Annotated in this window: 15 protein-coding genes; 7 read left to right on the top strand and 8 right to left on the bottom strand. The window is 35.3% G+C overall.

The window, feature by feature from the left end:
* Positions 1-30: 30 nt before the first annotated feature.
* The gene (rseP, locus tag OZP11_RS13905) at positions 31-1,374 is read right to left on the bottom strand and encodes an RIP metalloprotease RseP (protein ID WP_281231156.1); all 1,344 of its coding nucleotides are present in this window, start codon (positions 1,372-1,374) and stop codon (positions 31-33) included.
* 199 nt (positions 1,375-1,573) lie between these two features.
* Here rseP and OZP11_RS13900 point away from each other — a divergent pair, with 199 nt between their 5' ends.
* From OZP11_RS13900 to hflX, 7 genes are all read left to right on the top strand, one after another.
* Positions 1,574-2,644, top strand: a complete 1,071-nt coding sequence (locus OZP11_RS13900) for an NADH:flavin oxidoreductase/NADH oxidase (protein ID WP_281231155.1) — start codon at positions 1,574-1,576, stop codon at positions 2,642-2,644.
* 74 nt (positions 2,645-2,718) lie between these two features.
* A complete protein-coding gene (locus OZP11_RS13895; RefSeq protein WP_281231154.1) occupies positions 2,719-3,759 on the top strand; it encodes a Gfo/Idh/MocA family oxidoreductase in 1,041 nt (346 codons plus the stop codon).
* A gap of 206 nt (positions 3,760-3,965) precedes the next feature.
* Positions 3,966-5,186: an MFS transporter gene (locus tag OZP11_RS13890; protein WP_281231153.1), complete on the top strand. Its 1,221-nt coding sequence runs from the start codon at positions 3,966-3,968 to the stop codon at positions 5,184-5,186.
* 223 nt (positions 5,187-5,409) lie between these two features.
* Entirely contained in the window at positions 5,410-8,229 is a 2,820-nt protein-coding gene (locus OZP11_RS13885) for a TonB-dependent receptor (RefSeq protein ID WP_281231152.1), read from the top strand.
* 17 nt (positions 8,230-8,246) lie between these two features.
* Positions 8,247-9,584, top strand: coding sequence for a DUF5689 domain-containing protein (locus tag OZP11_RS13880; protein WP_281231151.1), 1,338 nt, complete (start codon positions 8,247-8,249; stop codon positions 9,582-9,584).
* Between the two features lie 138 nt (positions 9,585-9,722).
* Entirely contained in the window at positions 9,723-10,580 is an 858-nt protein-coding gene (locus tag OZP11_RS13875) for a hypothetical protein (RefSeq protein ID WP_281231150.1), read from the top strand.
* A 150-nt stretch (positions 10,581-10,730) separates the two neighbouring features.
* Entirely contained in the window at positions 10,731-11,960 is a 1,230-nt protein-coding gene (gene hflX, locus OZP11_RS13870; protein ID WP_281231149.1) for a GTPase HflX, read from the top strand.
* Positions 11,961-12,001: 41 nt separating this feature from the next.
* Here hflX and OZP11_RS13865 read toward each other — a convergent pair whose 3' ends face one another.
* The 7 genes from OZP11_RS13865 to OZP11_RS13835 form a co-directional block, all read right to left on the bottom strand.
* A complete protein-coding gene (locus OZP11_RS13865) occupies positions 12,002-12,934 on the bottom strand; it encodes a DUF3078 domain-containing protein (RefSeq protein ID WP_281231148.1) in 933 nt (310 codons plus the stop codon).
* Positions 12,935-13,012: 78 nt separating this feature from the next.
* Positions 13,013-13,522, bottom strand: a complete 510-nt coding sequence (locus OZP11_RS13860; RefSeq protein WP_281235530.1) for a DUF2480 family protein — start codon at positions 13,520-13,522, stop codon at positions 13,013-13,015.
* Between the two features lie 82 nt (positions 13,523-13,604).
* Positions 13,605-13,928 (bottom strand): SUF system Fe-S cluster assembly protein, encoded by a 324-nt coding sequence (locus OZP11_RS13855; RefSeq protein ID WP_012023258.1) that lies wholly within the window; start codon positions 13,926-13,928, stop codon positions 13,605-13,607.
* A 94-nt stretch (positions 13,929-14,022) separates the two neighbouring features.
* Positions 14,023-14,433, bottom strand: a complete 411-nt coding sequence (locus tag OZP11_RS13850) for a GxxExxY protein (RefSeq protein ID WP_281231147.1) — start codon at positions 14,431-14,433, stop codon at positions 14,023-14,025.
* Between the two features lie 135 nt (positions 14,434-14,568).
* A complete protein-coding gene (locus tag OZP11_RS13845) occupies positions 14,569-14,994 on the bottom strand; it encodes a SufE family protein (RefSeq protein ID WP_281231146.1) in 426 nt (141 codons plus the stop codon).
* A gap of 2 nt (positions 14,995-14,996) precedes the next feature.
* Positions 14,997-15,350 carry a hypothetical protein gene (locus tag OZP11_RS13840; protein WP_281231145.1) on the bottom strand — a complete coding sequence of 118 codons (354 nt, stop codon included), beginning with the start codon at positions 15,348-15,350 and terminating at the stop codon, positions 14,997-14,999.
* Between the two features lie 83 nt (positions 15,351-15,433).
* Positions 15,434-16,648: an aminotransferase class V-fold PLP-dependent enzyme gene (locus OZP11_RS13835; RefSeq protein WP_281231144.1), complete on the bottom strand. Its 1,215-nt coding sequence runs from the start codon at positions 16,646-16,648 to the stop codon at positions 15,434-15,436.
* Positions 16,649-16,752: the final 104 nt, after the last annotated feature.

Raw genomic sequence — 16,752 nt, 5'->3', positions numbered from 1 at the left:
AAAACATTTTCACTCTTTTTTTAATTTTTTTTACCTGCCTACGATTGCCTTATAAATATCGTTTCCGTTAGCAAACAAAAGCAGTGTTATAAGTAATACGAAACCAACCATTTGGGCATTTTCAAGGAATTTATCGCTTGGTTTTTTACCGCTGATCATTTCATACAATAAAAACATAACATGTCCGCCGTCAAGAGCCGGAATTGGCAATAAATTCATAACACCAAGCATAATTGACAATAAAGCAGTGATTGACCAGAATGTTTCCCAGCTCCAAGAACTTGGAAAAATGTTGTAAATCGCAGCAAAACCACCTACTTGTTTGTAAGCTTTGGTTTCCGGGTTAAAAATCATTTTCAATTGTTTTCCGTAACCTACCAATTGATCTTTTCCTTTTTCAATTCCAACCGGAATAGATTCAAAGAAACTATATTCTTTTGTACTTACTTTATAGTAACCTAGTTTTTCTAAGGATTCAATACCAAGACCGCCAACTGCAATACCCAGTTTTCCTTCCTTAGAAACCTTTACTGTTAGAGGAGTTTCTTTTAAATCACGAAGCACTACAGCAGAAATTGTTTTTCCTTTGTTAGCGTCTAAGATAACTTTTGCTTCATCAAAATATTTAATTTTTTGACCATTAAGGTTTACAATCAAATCTTTTGGTTTTAAAGAAGTATTTTCAGATTCTTCGGCTACTTTACCCACAACAAAAGGCATTCTTATTCCAATTAATAAACCTTTTTCGTATTTCGATAACTGATCTACAAAATCACCAGGCATGGTAATAGTCTGCTGTTTTCCATCTCTTTCAATTAAAACATGTTTCGCCATGATCACGTTCATGTTCATGTCATTATCGAAATTCTCAACTTTTTTATCGTCGATAGATATAATTTTGTCTCCGGTTCTAAAACCTGCTTTAAGCATTGCAGGATTTTCTATAAATACACCATCTTTCAAATCAGAATTGGCTACATACGTATCTCCGTAAGCAAACGCCATTCCTATATATATAATAAAAGCAAGGATAAAGTTTACGGTAACACCGCCAAGCATAATAATTAAACGCTGCCAAGCCGGTTTAGTACGAAACTCCCAAGGCTTTGGCGGCTCTGCCATTTGCTCTTTGTCCATACTTTCGTCGATCATACCTGAGATTTTTACATAACCTCCAAGCGGTAACCATCCAATTCCATATTCAGTTTCGCCGATTTTCTTTTTTAGCAGGGCATATTTAACATCAAAAAACAGGTAAAATTTTTCGACTCTTGTTTTAAATAATTTGGCAGGAATAAAGTGTCCTAATTCGTGAAGAATAATAAGTAAAGATAAACTCAATAGAAATTGAGAGAGTTTGATAACTATATCCATTTTGTATTTTTAGTTCGTATTTAACGCACAAAAGTAACGTTTTCTTATTTAATTTAAGACCGCAAGATAATACTTAAGGTTTTAAATGTTTGTTAATTAATAAACATTTCAATTTCTCCTTTTATTCAGATGCTGTAACTTTACTTTTTAAAAGGGTACAGTTTCAATAAGTATCCTAAAATCATTAAAAGTTACAATTATGGCTTCACAATTATTTTCTCCTTTATCCTTAAAAAACATCACTTTAAAAAATAGAATCGTTATTTCGCCTATGTGCCAGTATTCTGCCGAGGACGGATTTGCAAACGACTGGCATCTGGTTCATTTAGGAAGCCGTGCCTCTGGAGGAGCCGGACTGATTATTCAGGAAGCGACGGCAGTTTCTCCCGAAGCCAGAATTTCACCTTCGGATTTAGGAATCTGGAAAGACGAACATATCGAAAAACTAAAACAAATCAACGCTTTTATTGTTTCACAAAATGCAATTCCGGGAATCCAGCTGGCACATGCCGGACGAAAAGCAAGTGTTTCGGCTCCGTGGCTGGGAAATAAAAAGTTAGATATCGCTCAGGGCGGATGGCAGACTGTTGCGCCAAGTGCGATTCCGTATCACGATAACGAACCTTTTCTGCCGGAAGCTTTGGATAAAAACGGAATCCAAAAAGTAATTTCTGATTTTAAATCTGCCACAAAAAGAGTGGTAGAAGCCGGTTTTCAGGTTTTGGAAGTCCACGCAGCACATGGTTATTTACTGCATCAGTTTTTATCGCCTTTAACAAACGTGAGAACCGATGAATACGGCGGCAGTTTCGAAAATAGAATTCGTTTTACATTAGAAATTGTAGAAGCCGTACAGACCGAATGGCCTTCGGATTTACCGTTATTCGTTAGGATTTCGGCTACGGACTGGGCAGAAGGCGGCTGGAATCCAGAAGAATCTGTACAGCTTTCGAAAATATTAAAAGAAAAAGGAGTAGATTTAATTGATGTTTCGTCAGGCGGATTGGTATCGCATCAAAAAATCACACTTGGACCGGGATATCAGGTTCCTTTTGCAGAAAAAGTAAAAAAAGAAGCTAATATTGCAACAGGGGCCGTAGGTTTAATAACCGAAGTAGAACAAGCCGAGGAAATCCTAAAGAAAAATCAGGGAGATTTAATTTTATTCGCCAGAGAATCATTAAGAAACCCGAACCTGCCTCTGGATTTCGCCAAAGAATTAAACGACGATATTCAGTGGCCAAAACAGTACGAAAGAGCTAAGTTATAAATTTTATTAGCCGCAAATTCATGAATTTTTACAATCAATAAATTCGTGAATTTGCGGCGGAAAAAACAACCAAAATGCAGCAAATAAAAACAGCACTATTATCATACGGAATGTCGGGAAAGGTTTTTCACGCGCCATTTTTGGACATTCATCCCGGATTTGAATTACTGGGATCGTGGGAAAGAACTAAAAAACTAATTCAGCTGGACTATCCGGATGTCAAAAGTTACGCTTCAATCGAAGATGTATTGGCAGACGATGTTGATCTCGTAATAGTCAATACCCCTGTCGGTACACATTACGAATATGCGAAGAAAGTACTTTTGGCAGGAAAACATGCCGTTGTCGAAAAAGCTTTTACCACAACCGCAGCAGAAGCCAAAGAACTAAACGAAATTGCTAAAGAAAAGGGGGTAAAACTGGCCGTTTTTCAGAACAGAAGATGGGACAGCGATTTTAAAACGATTCAAAAAGTAATTGAAGACGGTGTTTTGGGAGATTTGGTAGAAGCTGAATTTCATTTTGACAGATATAACCCGCTGCTGAGTCCGAAAGCTCATAAAGAAACCGCAAATGACGGAGCCGGAATCCTGAAAGATTTAGGGCCGCATTTAATAGATCAGGCGATTTGTTTGTTTGGTTCTCCAAAATCTGTTTTTGGAGACATTAGAATCACAAGAGAAAATTCGCTGGTAGATGATTGGATCGATTTATTGTTGATTTACGAAAATTTCAGGGTACGTTTAAAAGCCGGATTTTTTGTTCGGGAAGCCAATCCTGCCTATACAATTCATGGTAAAAAAGGTTCTTTCTTAAAACCGAGAGGGGATGTTCAGGAAGACAAATTAAAAGAGGGTGAAAAACCGAATCTGGAATCGTGGGGAACAGAACCGGAAAACCTTCAGGGAATTCTTCATACAGAAATTGACGGAAAACCGGTTCGTGAAAAAATCGAAACCTTAAAAGGAAATTATTTCTCGTTTTTTGACGGCGTTTTTAACTCTATAACAAGCGATGTAACAGAACCTGTTACTGCCGAAGACGGGGTAAAAGTAATGCAGGTAATCGAAGCTGCTATTGCCAGTACTACGCAGCGAAAAGTGATCGATTTATAAAATAAAAAGATAAAATTATTGTAGAGACGCACATCAGTGCGTCTTTTTTTATGCATTCAGATCAGGAAAGTCGAGTCCGTGTTTGCTTACAGGATAACCTGGTAATTTATAAACAATAACGTTGTAAATAAGCGAACAATTTGTACTTTTAAGTACATATCCTGCTTTTTTGTAATTTTATAACATAATTCATAAATGCATCAATTTTGATAAATTTCAATCCATTACAGCTTTTTCAGACAAAAGGAAAAATCAAAAAGGTTTTTAGGGAAGCCAAAGCGTCGTATTTAAAACGAATTCGTTTTGCTGTGGGAATGTTTTATTTCGGAATGGGACTGAGTTTTGCCACCTGGGCAAGCCGAATCCCGGATATCAAAACTGCCCTTCATTTAACCGAAGGCGATTTGGGCTCGATACTTTTTGCCCTGCCAATGGGACAATTGATCGTAATGCCGTTTTCGGGTAAAATGGTAACCAAATTTGGAAGCCACCGCATTTTAATTTTCTCTTTAATAATGTATGTGTTATGTCTTGCTAATTTAGGACTGGCAACCACAGGTCTGCAATTGTCATTAGGTTTGTTTTTGTTTGGATTATTTGGAAACTTAGCCAATATCGCCGTAAATACGCAAGGAGTTTATACCGAAGTTTTATTCAAAAAAACAATCATGTCATCTTTTCACGGTATGTGGAGTTTTGCCGGATTTACCGGGGCTTTAGTAGGTTTAGGAATGCTGGCATTAGATTTATCGCCTTTGCATCACTTTTTGATTGTAGGAGGGATCGTTTTATTAATGGTGGCTTTCAATTTTCAGTTTTTAGTTAAAGCCAAAGAAAAAATCAAACATAAAAATGCCGAAAAGAAGAAACTATTTACCAAACCGGACAGTGCTTTGCTTTGGCTGGGTGTAATTGGTTTTTGCAGTATGGCCAGTGAGGGCGTAATGTTTGACTGGAGCGGTGTTTACTTTAAAGATATTGTTCAGGCACCGGGACCTTTGGTGGTTTTAGGATATACCTCTTTTATGATTATGATGGCCGGAGGAAGATTCCTTGGAGACGGATTAATCAATAAATTTGGACGTGAGCGTGTTATGCAGATCAGCGGAGTTATGATTTCTGCCGGATTGTTTACCGCAGTTTTTCTTCCGTATATCATTCCGTGCACGATTGCTTTTATGGCTGTAGGTTTGGGTGTTGCCACGATTGTTCCAACAGTTTACAGTATGGCTGGAAAAAATCCGACAGTGCCGCCGGGAGAAGCTTTAACGATAGTTTCAAGTGTTAGTTTCTTGGGCTTTTTAATGGGACCTCCTGTAATTGGACACATTGCACAAAACTTTGGACTTCAGTTTTCTTTTGCTTTTATCGGGATTTTTGGCGTTCTGATTGCCTTTATGGTTTCCAAAATTAGAACAACCGCTTAACGGGATCGTTTAAAATCGATTTTATCCAATATTTTTAATAAAAATTCAAATTAATCCGAAATAAATTTGTAAGAATTTGTTTCGGATTAATTATTTTATATATATTTGAACTTTACGTCGTTTGTATCATCAATAGGACAAAGCAATTTTCCAAAAACCAATTTTATCTTTTGAATAAGGATTATTATCCTAAACTATTTTAAAAATAAATTGGAATTATTGAATGGAAAAAAAGTACCTGATCTTTTTTGTTTTATTGTCTTTTAGTTTTGCTTCTTCACAAGAGAAGACCACTTTTACCGGAATTGTAATTGATTCCAAAACGCAAAATCCGCTTGAGAATGTTCTGGTGAGCATTCAGAATTCTTCGCTTACAGCATTAACTTCCAAAAAAGGGAAATTCGAATTGTACTCTTCTGCAAAAGAAGAACAATTACTTTTAATTCGAAATCAGGGATATAAAGACTTATTTCTAAAAATACAATCCAATCCCGGGCAGATTGTAAATCTTGGAGTATTACAGTTAGAAGATGCATTTTCAGATGAAATTCCAGCAGCTTTAATCACTTTACTGGATAGTGATTTTTCTGAAGATAACAGCTCTTCTGAAATGACATCCGGTTTATTGCAGTCATCCAAAGATGCTTTTATGCAGGCGGCAGCATTCAATTGGGGGCAGGCCCGCTTTAGAGTCCGCGGTCTGGACAGCGAAAACGGAACCATGATGCTTAACGGCATGACCATGAATAAAACCTACGACGGCCGGCCGCAATGGAGCAATTGGGGCGGTTTGAACAACGTACTTCGCAATCAGGAATTTTCTGTTGGAACCGCTTTTTCTAATTACACATTTGGCGGCATTTTAGGAACACAGCAAATATTTACCAGAGCATCATTATACAGAAAAGGTACGCAGCTCACTTTTTCAGGAAGTAATACAACGTATATCTGGCGCGCGATTGGATCATACGCTTCGGGGATGAATGCTTCCGGCTGGGCTTATGTTGTTTCGGCCGGGAAAAGATGGGCAGATGATGGTTATTTTGACGGAACAAACTTCAATGCAGATTCTTTTTTTATGAGTGTAGAAAAGAAATTAAACCATAAAAATGCACTCAATTTTACGGCATTTTACACACCCAGTTCCCGAGGGAAAAATTCACCTAATACGGCAGAAGTAACGAGTTTAATGGGAGAAAAATACAATTCGTACTGGGGATTTCAGAACGGTAAAAAAAGAAATGCACGAGCGAAAAATGTCGAAGAACCGGTATTGATGCTCAATCATTATTTGAAAATTGATGAAAAAACGAATCTGAATTCGGGTGTTATGTATCAGTTTGGCAAAGTGGGTAACAGCAATATCGATTATCAAAATGCCGATAGTCCTGATCCTGTTTATTACCGCAAAATGCCAAGTTATTTCAGTTCGCTTTATGCAAAAGACAAAGGTGAATTTTCTGGTGATTTTACTCCGGATTATGAAAATGCAGACAAAAACAAAATCAATTTTTTGGCAAATCCGCAAATCGACTGGAAAGCTATGTATCAGGCTAATCAGAAAACTGGACCAAATGGTTACGAGCCTGCGCAGAGTCATTATGTTGTGTACGAAGACAGGACAGATGATAAAACTTTTGCGGTTAATTCAGTTTTAAATACGCAAATCAGTTCAAATTTGTCTTTTGACGGCGGAATTTCATATAAGAATTTAAAATCGCATAATTTTCAAAAGCTTACAGATCTCTTGGGAGGCAGCTATTTTCTGGATATTGATGCATTCTACAAAGGTGATTTGGCACAATCGGATTTACAGAATCCAAACCGTGAGGTAAAAGCAGGTGATCTTTATGGTTACAATTATAACTTCTTATCGAATACGGTAGATGCTTTCACACAATTTAAATTCAGTTATAATAAAACCGAATTTTATCTGGCTCAGTCTTTTTCAACCGCCGCTTACCAAAGAGAAGGACTGTATCAGAACGGCATTTATGCAGCAAATTCTTTAGGGAAAAGCGAAAAAGTAAACTTCGAAAATTTCGGTTTCAAAGGTGGTTTTATGTATAAAATTTCCGGAAGGCAGGGATTGTTTTTCAATGCAGCACATCTTACGAGAGCGCCTTCACTCAAAAATACATTTTCGAATTCACGTTTAAATAATTCTGTTGTTGACAGAATCGGCAGCGAAAATATAAGCAGCGCAGAGGCGAATTATGTTTATCGTTCGCCTAAACTTAAACTTCGTCTGACGGCTTATTATGCTTCAATAAAAAACAGTTCGAAAACCTCTTTTTTCTATGCCGAAGGAATTTTTGATAATGGAGCGGGTTACGATGCAACAGATGCTTTTGTAAGTCAGACTTTAACAAATTTGGACAAGAAAAATACCGGAGCAGAATTAAGTTTTGAGTATCAGCTTTCATCAACATTAAAAACTACTTTATCTGCAGCATACGGAAATTACGTTTACAGCAGTAATCCAAATGTTGTCATTACGAACGATGCCAATGCGGCAAAAGACAACACTAAAACTATTTTTAACTTTGGCACAGCACTACTTAAAAACTATAAACAAGCCGGAACACCACAGCAGGCCTATTCCCTGGGATTAGAATATCGGGATCCTAAGTTTTGGTGGCTGGGAGCAAACATTAATTATCTTGCTGATAATTATATCGATATTTCTCCTATTTCCAGAACTTCTCAGTTTTATATAAATCCCGCAAATAGCTTTCCGTACCCCGAAGCCACATCAGAAAGAGGAAATGAATTGCTTAAGCAGGAAAAATTTAATCCTGCAGCACTTTTAAACATCAGCGGCGGGAAATCGTGGCGAGTTGGTCAAAAGTATATTGGCTTTTTTGCCAGTATCAATAACGTTCTGGATGCAGTGTATAAAACCGGCGGTTTTGAGCAGGCCAGAAATGCCAATTTTAGAGCACTAAATCAGGATGTTTCAAGCGGCACGCCGTCATTTGGACCCAAATACTATTACGGTTACGGACGAACTTACTTTTTAAATCTCACAATCGGTTTATAACCGAAAATTTATCTGTTATGAAAAAAAACATTTCATTTTTCGCATTAGTATTACTTCACTTTGGCTGCAGTTCCGAAGTTGAAACACCAAAATTAACCTGTACACAGCCTGATTTACATGTAAATAAAACAGTCGAAAAAGTGCATGAACTTTCTGAAACAACAGCAAAACAGTATTCATATGATGATATTATAGAAGCTTATGTTGTTTCGAGCGATGAAGATGGTAATTTTTTTAAGACGATTTCATTTCAAACAAAAGCTTCCGAAAATTCTCCGGCAATTGGTTTTAGTGTGCCCATTGACGTTTCGAATACTTATATCGATTACAGAATTGGAAATAAAGTATACGTAAAACTCAAAAACCAGTTTACAGATTTATATTTTGGCGGACTCCGGATTGGAAGTTTATATGTCAATAACGCCGGAGACCCTACAATTGGACGGGTTTCGCAGAATGATTTTAAGAACGTTTTGAATGCGTCCTGTACAACTATAAGTGAAAATGAGTTAGTTGAATCACTTTCTATTAATGAGGCTTTAAATGATAGTAAATTAAACACTTTAATAGAATTAAACGATGTCGAATTTACCGAAGCGGCTATTGGGCGTCATTATTTTGAAGAGTCCAATAATGTGGGAGGTTCTACCAATTGGAATTTAAGAGATAAAACCGGAAATCAGATTATTTTCAGGACCAGCAGTTATGCCAAATTCGCCGATCATTTTGTTCCGGAAGGAAGCGGAAAAGTAAAAGGAATTTTAACGAAATACGGTACAGATTATCAATTAATGGTTCGTTTTGAAAGCGATGTTGTGATGAACGGAAAAAGAAATGTTCCATTTTTTGCCGAAGATTTTCAATCGGTTAAACACAATGTCAATTTTGCTCTGCCTGGCTGGAGTAATATCGTTGAGAAAGCATCAAAACTCTGGAAAAGTATGGTATACGCCGGAAATGGGTATGCAGAATTTAATACCACAAGCACAACGGCAGCCGAAAATATTGCATGGCTCGTTTCTCCTAAAATTGATTTGACAAACTACAAAAATGCGGTTCTTTCTTTTAGAAGCGCACAGCATGATTTAAAAATAGATTCTCCGTTAAATACTTTAGAAGTCTATATTTCATCCAATTTTGAAGGAAATGTCACGAAAGCTAAATGGACAAAATTAGAAGCAAAAGTTCCAACACTTTCCTCGCCAACCCGCGAATTTATGAGTTCCGGCGGTATCAATTTATCTGAGTTTTCAGGAAAAATTAATATCGGTTTTAGATATGTAGGATCAGGAAAAGACAAAACACTAAACGGTGCTTTTATGGTTGATGATATTAAGATATTTGGAGAGAAATAAATGATGATTAGTAATAATGGAATTAAAGGGCTGGTTTTTAGTGTTTTGTTTAAAAGTTAGCGGTTTTTGAACTTTAAAACCTTAAAATTTAATAGAATTTTGTATTTTGGCGATCCCAAATTAAAATACAAAAACAGCATGAAAACCTACTTTATTGCCATCATAATGATGGTGTTTCCATTCTTGATGCACGGTCAGGACAATGTTAGACTAAAGCAGATCAATATTGTAAAAACAAATTATCAGAACTCTAAAGACGGTGAAATTGTTAATAAAACGTTCGTTTTTAAAGATGGTAAAGTCGAAACCATAACAACTTCAGATGTGGTGCAGCACTTCTTTTACAACAAAAACGGATTACTCGATATGACCGTTAAAGATAAAGTGGGCAGTGACTGGAAAGAGGTAGTAAACTACACTTATAATGCCGATAATAACATTACCAAATTTGTAAAAAAATATCAGGAAGGACCTAATTATATTACTAAAACAGTTGCTTTTGTATACGAAGGAGCAAGGGTAAAAGTAACGACTAAAAAGAGTACCAACCATCAGAATCTGCTAGAGGATATCGAATATATTGTTGAAAACGGAACTATTGTAAGACGTACTTCTCGTGACAGAAATAAACAAATCATTGGGAAAATCGAATATGTTTATGTAAACGATAATGTATCGAGACACAAAGGGCTGGTTGGAGATAAAATCTCTAAGTCATACACTTATGATGATAAAAAATCTGTTGATCAATTAATTGTTCAGGGACTTTTTGGAGATAATTACAAAGTAATTGTTCCAATGATTTCGTACCATGAAGACGAATTTGCTTTCGAATCTATTTCATACAATAACGAAATGAATTTCAGTCCGTCATCTACAGCACTAGTTGCGGTAAGCAGAAAGTATAAATACAACAAGCTGAATTTCCCTATTTCTTGTTCTCAGATCGAAGAAAACGGAATTGTAAAAACAGAGAAAACTTTTATTTACGAATAATTAGTTTCCAGATAATTTTTCTAAACCATTTATAAATCGAGTTTATTAGCTGATTTATAAATGGTTTATTTTTTTAATTAGAATGTAAAATTGAAATTCTATAATTGTAAGTAGTTTACAAATGATTAAATTTGCAGCTTATTTTAAGATATGCTAGAGAAAGAAGTTATAAATTTTGAGAAAACGGCCATTGTTGGTATCGTAACTCAAAACCAAAGTGAGGAAAAACTTAACGAATATTTAGACGAATTAGAGTTTTTGACTTTTACCGCAGGCGGTCAGGTTATTAAACGTTTTTCGCAAAAAATGGAGCGCCCAAATCCGAAGACTTTTGTGGGTACAGGAAAAATTGACGAAATCAACCTTTTTGTTAAAGAAAATGGTATTTCTACGGTTATTTTCGATGATGAATTAACACCATCTCAACAAAAAAATATTTCAAGAATTATAGATTGCAAAATCCTCGACAGAACCAATTTGATTTTGGATATTTTTGCGCAAAGAGCTGAAACTTCGTATGCAAGAACTCAGGTAGAATTAGCACAATGCCAATATTTATTACCAAGACTTTCTGGTTTATGGACACACCTTGAACGTCAAAAAGGAGGTATTGGTATGCGTGGTCCCGGAGAAACTGAAATTGAGACGGATAGACGTATTGTTCGTGACCGAATTTCGTTGTTGAAAGAAAAAATCAAAACGATCGATAAACAAATGAGCATTCAGCGAAGCAATCGCGGCGCTATGGTTCGAGTGGCTTTGGTGGGTTATACCAATGTTGGAAAATCGACACTGATGAATGCTATCGGAAAAAGCGATGTATTTGTTGAGAATAAATTGTTTGCAACATTAGATACAACGGTTCGAAAAGTGGTTATTAAAAATCTTCCGTTTTTACTTTCTGATACAGTTGGATTTATTCGAAAACTGCCTACACAATTGGTTGATTCGTTTAAAAGTACATTAGATGAGGTTCGTGAAGCCGATTTATTGTTGCATGTTGTAGATATTTCGCATCCGGATTTTGAAGATCATATTGAATCTGTAAATCAGACTTTGCTTGAAATTAAAAGTAATGATAAGCCAACGATTATGGTTTTTAATAAAATCGATGCTTACCGACATTTGACTATTGATGAAGATGATTTAATTACCGAAAAAACAAGAAAACATTACACACTTGACGAGTGGAAACAAACCTGGATGAGTAATGTTGGACAGGATAAAGCTTTGTTTATTTCGGCAACCCAAAAAGAAAATTTCGAGGAGTTTAGAGAAATGGTGTACGAGGCAGTACGCCAAATTCATATAACCAGATTCCCGTACAATAAATTCCTTTATCCTGATTATAAGGATGCAATTGAAAAGGAAGAAGAATAAAATAGAAACGGCTTTTGATAATTCAAAAGCCGTTTTTTTATTTAAAAGCCGAAATTTACTCCTAAACCAAATACTTGTCTGGTTTGAAATCCTCGGAATGCATTATCGTCATATATTGCCTGAAATGAGAAGTTGGCAGATAGATATTTGTTTACTTTCATGATGATGTTCAAAGAATAATCCATGTCGACGTTTTGTGGATCTTCAAGATAATTTGAATAAAGATTTAAGGTATTCTCCGCTGTCACATTGGTCATAATTGCGAGTTTGTAATAAACTGAAGCATAAAAACCAAGTTCGTAACGTATGCTTTTGTTGGCATCTACACCAAAATAAGTACCATCTACATAATCAATTCCAGAAGTATAAGCACTGTCTACAAATGTAAATTTTGAGGTTAGCGGTGCAAAGTTTACTTTTAGGTTGTCATCTTTTGTCCAGTAAATTCCGGGACCAGTTGTTAAATAACCCGGAGATAAAAACTTGGTATTTTCTGTCCTGATTTCTTTTCCGTTTGCATCCTGACCATAGATATAACCTGTGGTAAATTGTGTCCTGAAGTTTAAGAAATAAGAGTAATACCATTCTCCGAAGGCTCTTTTTCCCACAATTGAGTTAAGTTCGAAACGGTCATCTGTCTTTTTTTCAAAATCAGCATTTTTAGTTTGCAGTAAACCATAGGAAGCCAAAACTTTGTTGTCCCAGGTTAAATCATCCTTTTTGTAATTAAGATCGTAATTGATTCCTAAAGTTCCAGAAAAACTATCTTCTCCACCGGCAATCCAGTTGTTAAAACTAGATTGATTGAGCAGCAGGGAAAAATTCCCTTTGCTTTTCCAGCCTTCCCCTTCAATAGTATCGTTTATTTTTTTAACCGCTTTTTCGGTATTCTGAATTAACTGTTTTTCTGAATTTTGTGCCTGAACAAAAGTAAAGTTCGCCACGATGCATAGTAAAAACGCCAGCTTTCTCATGGTTTTTAATTTAAGTGTATTTTCAAATATACTAAAAACCAACGGAAAAGTAAGGGATAAATTGCTTCTAAGTGCAGGTTATTTCTTAGATTCTTTATATAAAGGAACCGCAGAACAGGCTTCGCCATACATGATGCTTCGGGCAAACGGCTGTAAATAGTTTGTTGCCAAAATGTAAGCACGCATAGGAACTGGTTTTCTTGAACAGCCTTTTACAATTACCGGTTTACTTTTGTAAACAGAATAATCGATTTTGCTTAAAATTTCTTCATAAAGACTTGCGTCTAAATCTTCAATTGTTCCGTTAACTATTTTTTTAGCAAAAGGAGCTAAATGAACGCTGACCAAGATTAGTGCCCACGCAGGTATAATGGCATCTGTACTGCAATGTACAGCCACATACTGATTCTGATATTGCGACCAATCGTGATTTTTAAGATGTTCTCTAAAGTCTTTTTCTTTTAGTAAAAATCCTTCCAAAAGCCATTGCGAAATGTCAATCTGAATACGTATTCCTTTTGGATAATAATCCTCCAAATCAAAAACTTCTAAGGCACTATTGGCAACTTTATTGATGATTTCTTCCATGTGAAAAGTTGGTTGCAAGTTTAAAGTTTCAGGTTTCAAGTTGCTTAACTTTTAACTTGAAACTTTAAACCTGAAACAAATATTAAAGCATTCCTAATTCTAATTTCGCTTCTTCGCTCATTAAATCTTTGCTCCAAGGCGGATCAAAAGTAATTTCAACATCAACATCTTTGATGTTTTCGATTGTTTTTACTTTCTCTTCAACTTCTCTTGGTAAACTTTCGGCAACCGGACAGTTTGGAGAAGTAAGTGTCATTAAGATTTTTACTTCGTAATCTGTGTTTACCATTACGTCGTAGATTAATCCTAATTCATAAATATCTACAGGAATCTCAGGATCGTAAATGCCTTTTAAAACTCTTACGATTGATTCTCCTAATTCGTTTGTGTCTATTTCTTGTTCCATTTTTTTGTTTTTTTTACCATATAAGTCATGTAAGTTCATTTAAAGCAAAACTTAAATTTTCTTAATATTACTATATGGTTTAATAAATTTATTTTTATTCTTCTAACCAGCGATATAAATCGTTGACATATGTTTTTTGACCTTCGTGATAAATATTTGTTACATTAAAATTTATCATTAGTCCGATTGGAGATTCTAGAAGTTTCATATAAGACATTAGTTTGGCGACATGAATTGGAATAATTTGATCAACTGCTTTTAATTCTAGAACTAAGCAATTTTCAATAAATAGATCACATCTTAAATCTGATTCCAATTTTAAACCTTTATATTCAATAGGAATTTTTAATTCTGATTGAAAATTAATTCCTCTTAAAGAAAGTTCTTTAATCATACACTGATGATAAATGCTTTCTAAAAGTCCTGCTCCAATTTTTCTATGAACTTCAATCGCCGCTCCGTTTACCTGATAAATTAAATCAGTCAAATATTTCTTTGTAATCATTACTTTTTTTAGCAATGATACAAATAAAAAAGAAAGATAAAACCTACTTTAATTTTTTCTAACGATATAAGTCATATAAGTTCATTTAAAGCAAAACTTAAACTTTCTTATATGCCTTATATGGTTTAATTTTCTTTAATTTTTGTTTTTTGCATCAAAAGCCAAAGCATACATTTTGATATTTTTTACCATCGAAACCAAACCGTTGGCGCGTGTTGCAGATAAATGTTCTTTTAATCCGATTTCGTCAATAAAATCGGTATCTGCTTCGAGAATATCTTTTGCTTTTTGATTAGAGAATGCACGAATTAAAATAGCGATTATTCCTTTTGTCAAAATGGCATCGCTGTCTGCCGTAAAAACAATTTTATCATCTTGTTGTTCACCTTGCAGCCAAACTTTAGACTGACAGCCTTTGATTAAATTCTCGTCGGTTTTGTATTCCTCTTTAATTAAAGGAAGACTTTTTCCAAGTTCGATGATGTATTCATAGCGCTGCATCCAGTCATCAAACATTGAAAATTCGTCTATTATTTCGTCTTGTATTTCTTTTATCGTCATAATTATTCTTTAGAAAAATCAACTAATAAATTTACTAGTTCCTCGATTTCTTTTGGAGGAAAACCATTGTCGAAACCTGGAGTTTCGTAGGTTTTTCCATCTTTTACTATTTTTAAATTTCCTATTGCTGCCCCATCATAAGTGCGTTTGTCAGTTGGTGCTTTTAAATCAGAAAGACTTTCCAAATTCACTTTTGAAAATGCAGAAACAATTTTATTCCATTTGGCATCAGTGATATTGCTTTCAACAGCTTGCGCGTTACGTTCTTTAGTAACAGAAACCGTTTTATTTTGAACGATTATCATTTTATAGTACCCCCTTGAAAGTGCAGAATATTCAATTTGAGTTGATTTCATATCTACATTTTTTTGACTGCAGCAACCAGCAGTAATAAATACTGTTAAAAGCAATAAAGATAATATTCTCATAAAAATAGATTTTAGCTTAGCATTGTTTGAGCTTTCTTAACAGCATCAACCATTTGGTCAATTTCTTCTTTAGTATTATAGAAAGAAAAAGAAGCACGAATCGTTCCCGGAATACAGAAGAAATTCATGATTGGCTGCGCACAATGATGTCCGGTTCTAACCGCAATTCCCAACTTATCGATAATAGAACCAACATCATACGGATGGATTCCATCAATATTAAACGAAACTACAGAAGCTTTATTTTTTCCAGTTCCGTAGATTCTAATACCTTCAATTTCAGATAAACGTTTTGTAGCGTGTTCTAAAAGTTCGTGTTCGTATGCTTGAATATTATCAAAACCAACTTCGTTTAAATAATCAATTGCAGTTCCTAATACGATTCCGCCAGCGATATTTGGAGTCCCGGCTTCAAATTTATGCGGAAGATCGGCATAAGTTGTTTTTTCGAAAGTCACTTCTTTAATCATCTCGCCCCCGCCTTGATAAGGAGGAAGTTTGTTCAGCCATTCTTCTTTTCCATAAAGAATTCCAGTTCCCGTTGGACCGCACATTTTATGACCAGAAAAAGCATAAAAATCGCAATCTAATTCCTGAACGTCTGGTTTTAAATGCGGAACAGCCTGCGCACCGTCAATTAAAACAGCAGAGCCAACAGCGTGCGCTTTATCAATAATATATTTAATTGGGTTAATAATTCCCAATGCGTTCGAAATATGATTTACAGTAACAATTTTCGTTTTATCTGAAAGCAATTTGTCAAATTCTTCAATGATCAATTCTCCATTTTGATCAATCGGAATAACTTTTAAAATCGCTCCTGTTTTCTCGCACAACATCTGCCAAGGCACAATGTTACTGTGATGTTCCAAAGAAGAAACAACGACTTCATCTCCAGATTTTAAAATCGAAGCGAATCCGTTTGCAACTAAGTTAATTCCGTGCGTAGTTCCTGAAGTGAAAAGCACTTCGTGAGCATGTTTTGCATTGATGTGGTCTTTTACTTTTCCACGAGCAACCTCGTAAGCATCAGTCGCTAACTGGCTTAAAGTGTGAACGCCACGGTGAATGTTGGCATTGATTTCTTGATAATATTTTACTTCAGCATCAATTACAACTTGTGGTTTTTGCGAAGTAGCTCCGTTGTCGAAATATACTAATGGCTTTCCGTTTACAGTTTGAGAAAGTATCGGGAAATCAGCTCTTATTTTTTGAATATCTAGCATGTCTTATTTAGAAAAAATCTATTTACAAAAGTACTAAAACTAAATTTGTTTATACAGCAATTCTATAATTTCCTTTTATGATGCCATTGTGTAAAGCTGAAATG

It is taken from the genome of Flavobacterium gelatinilyticum, from assembly GCF_027111295.1.
Taxonomy (GTDB): Bacteria; Bacteroidota; Bacteroidia; order Flavobacteriales; family Flavobacteriaceae; genus Flavobacterium; species Flavobacterium gelatinilyticum.
The sequence above is the reverse complement of the archived record's forward strand: the minus strand, read 5'-3'. Positions and strand labels throughout refer to the sequence as shown.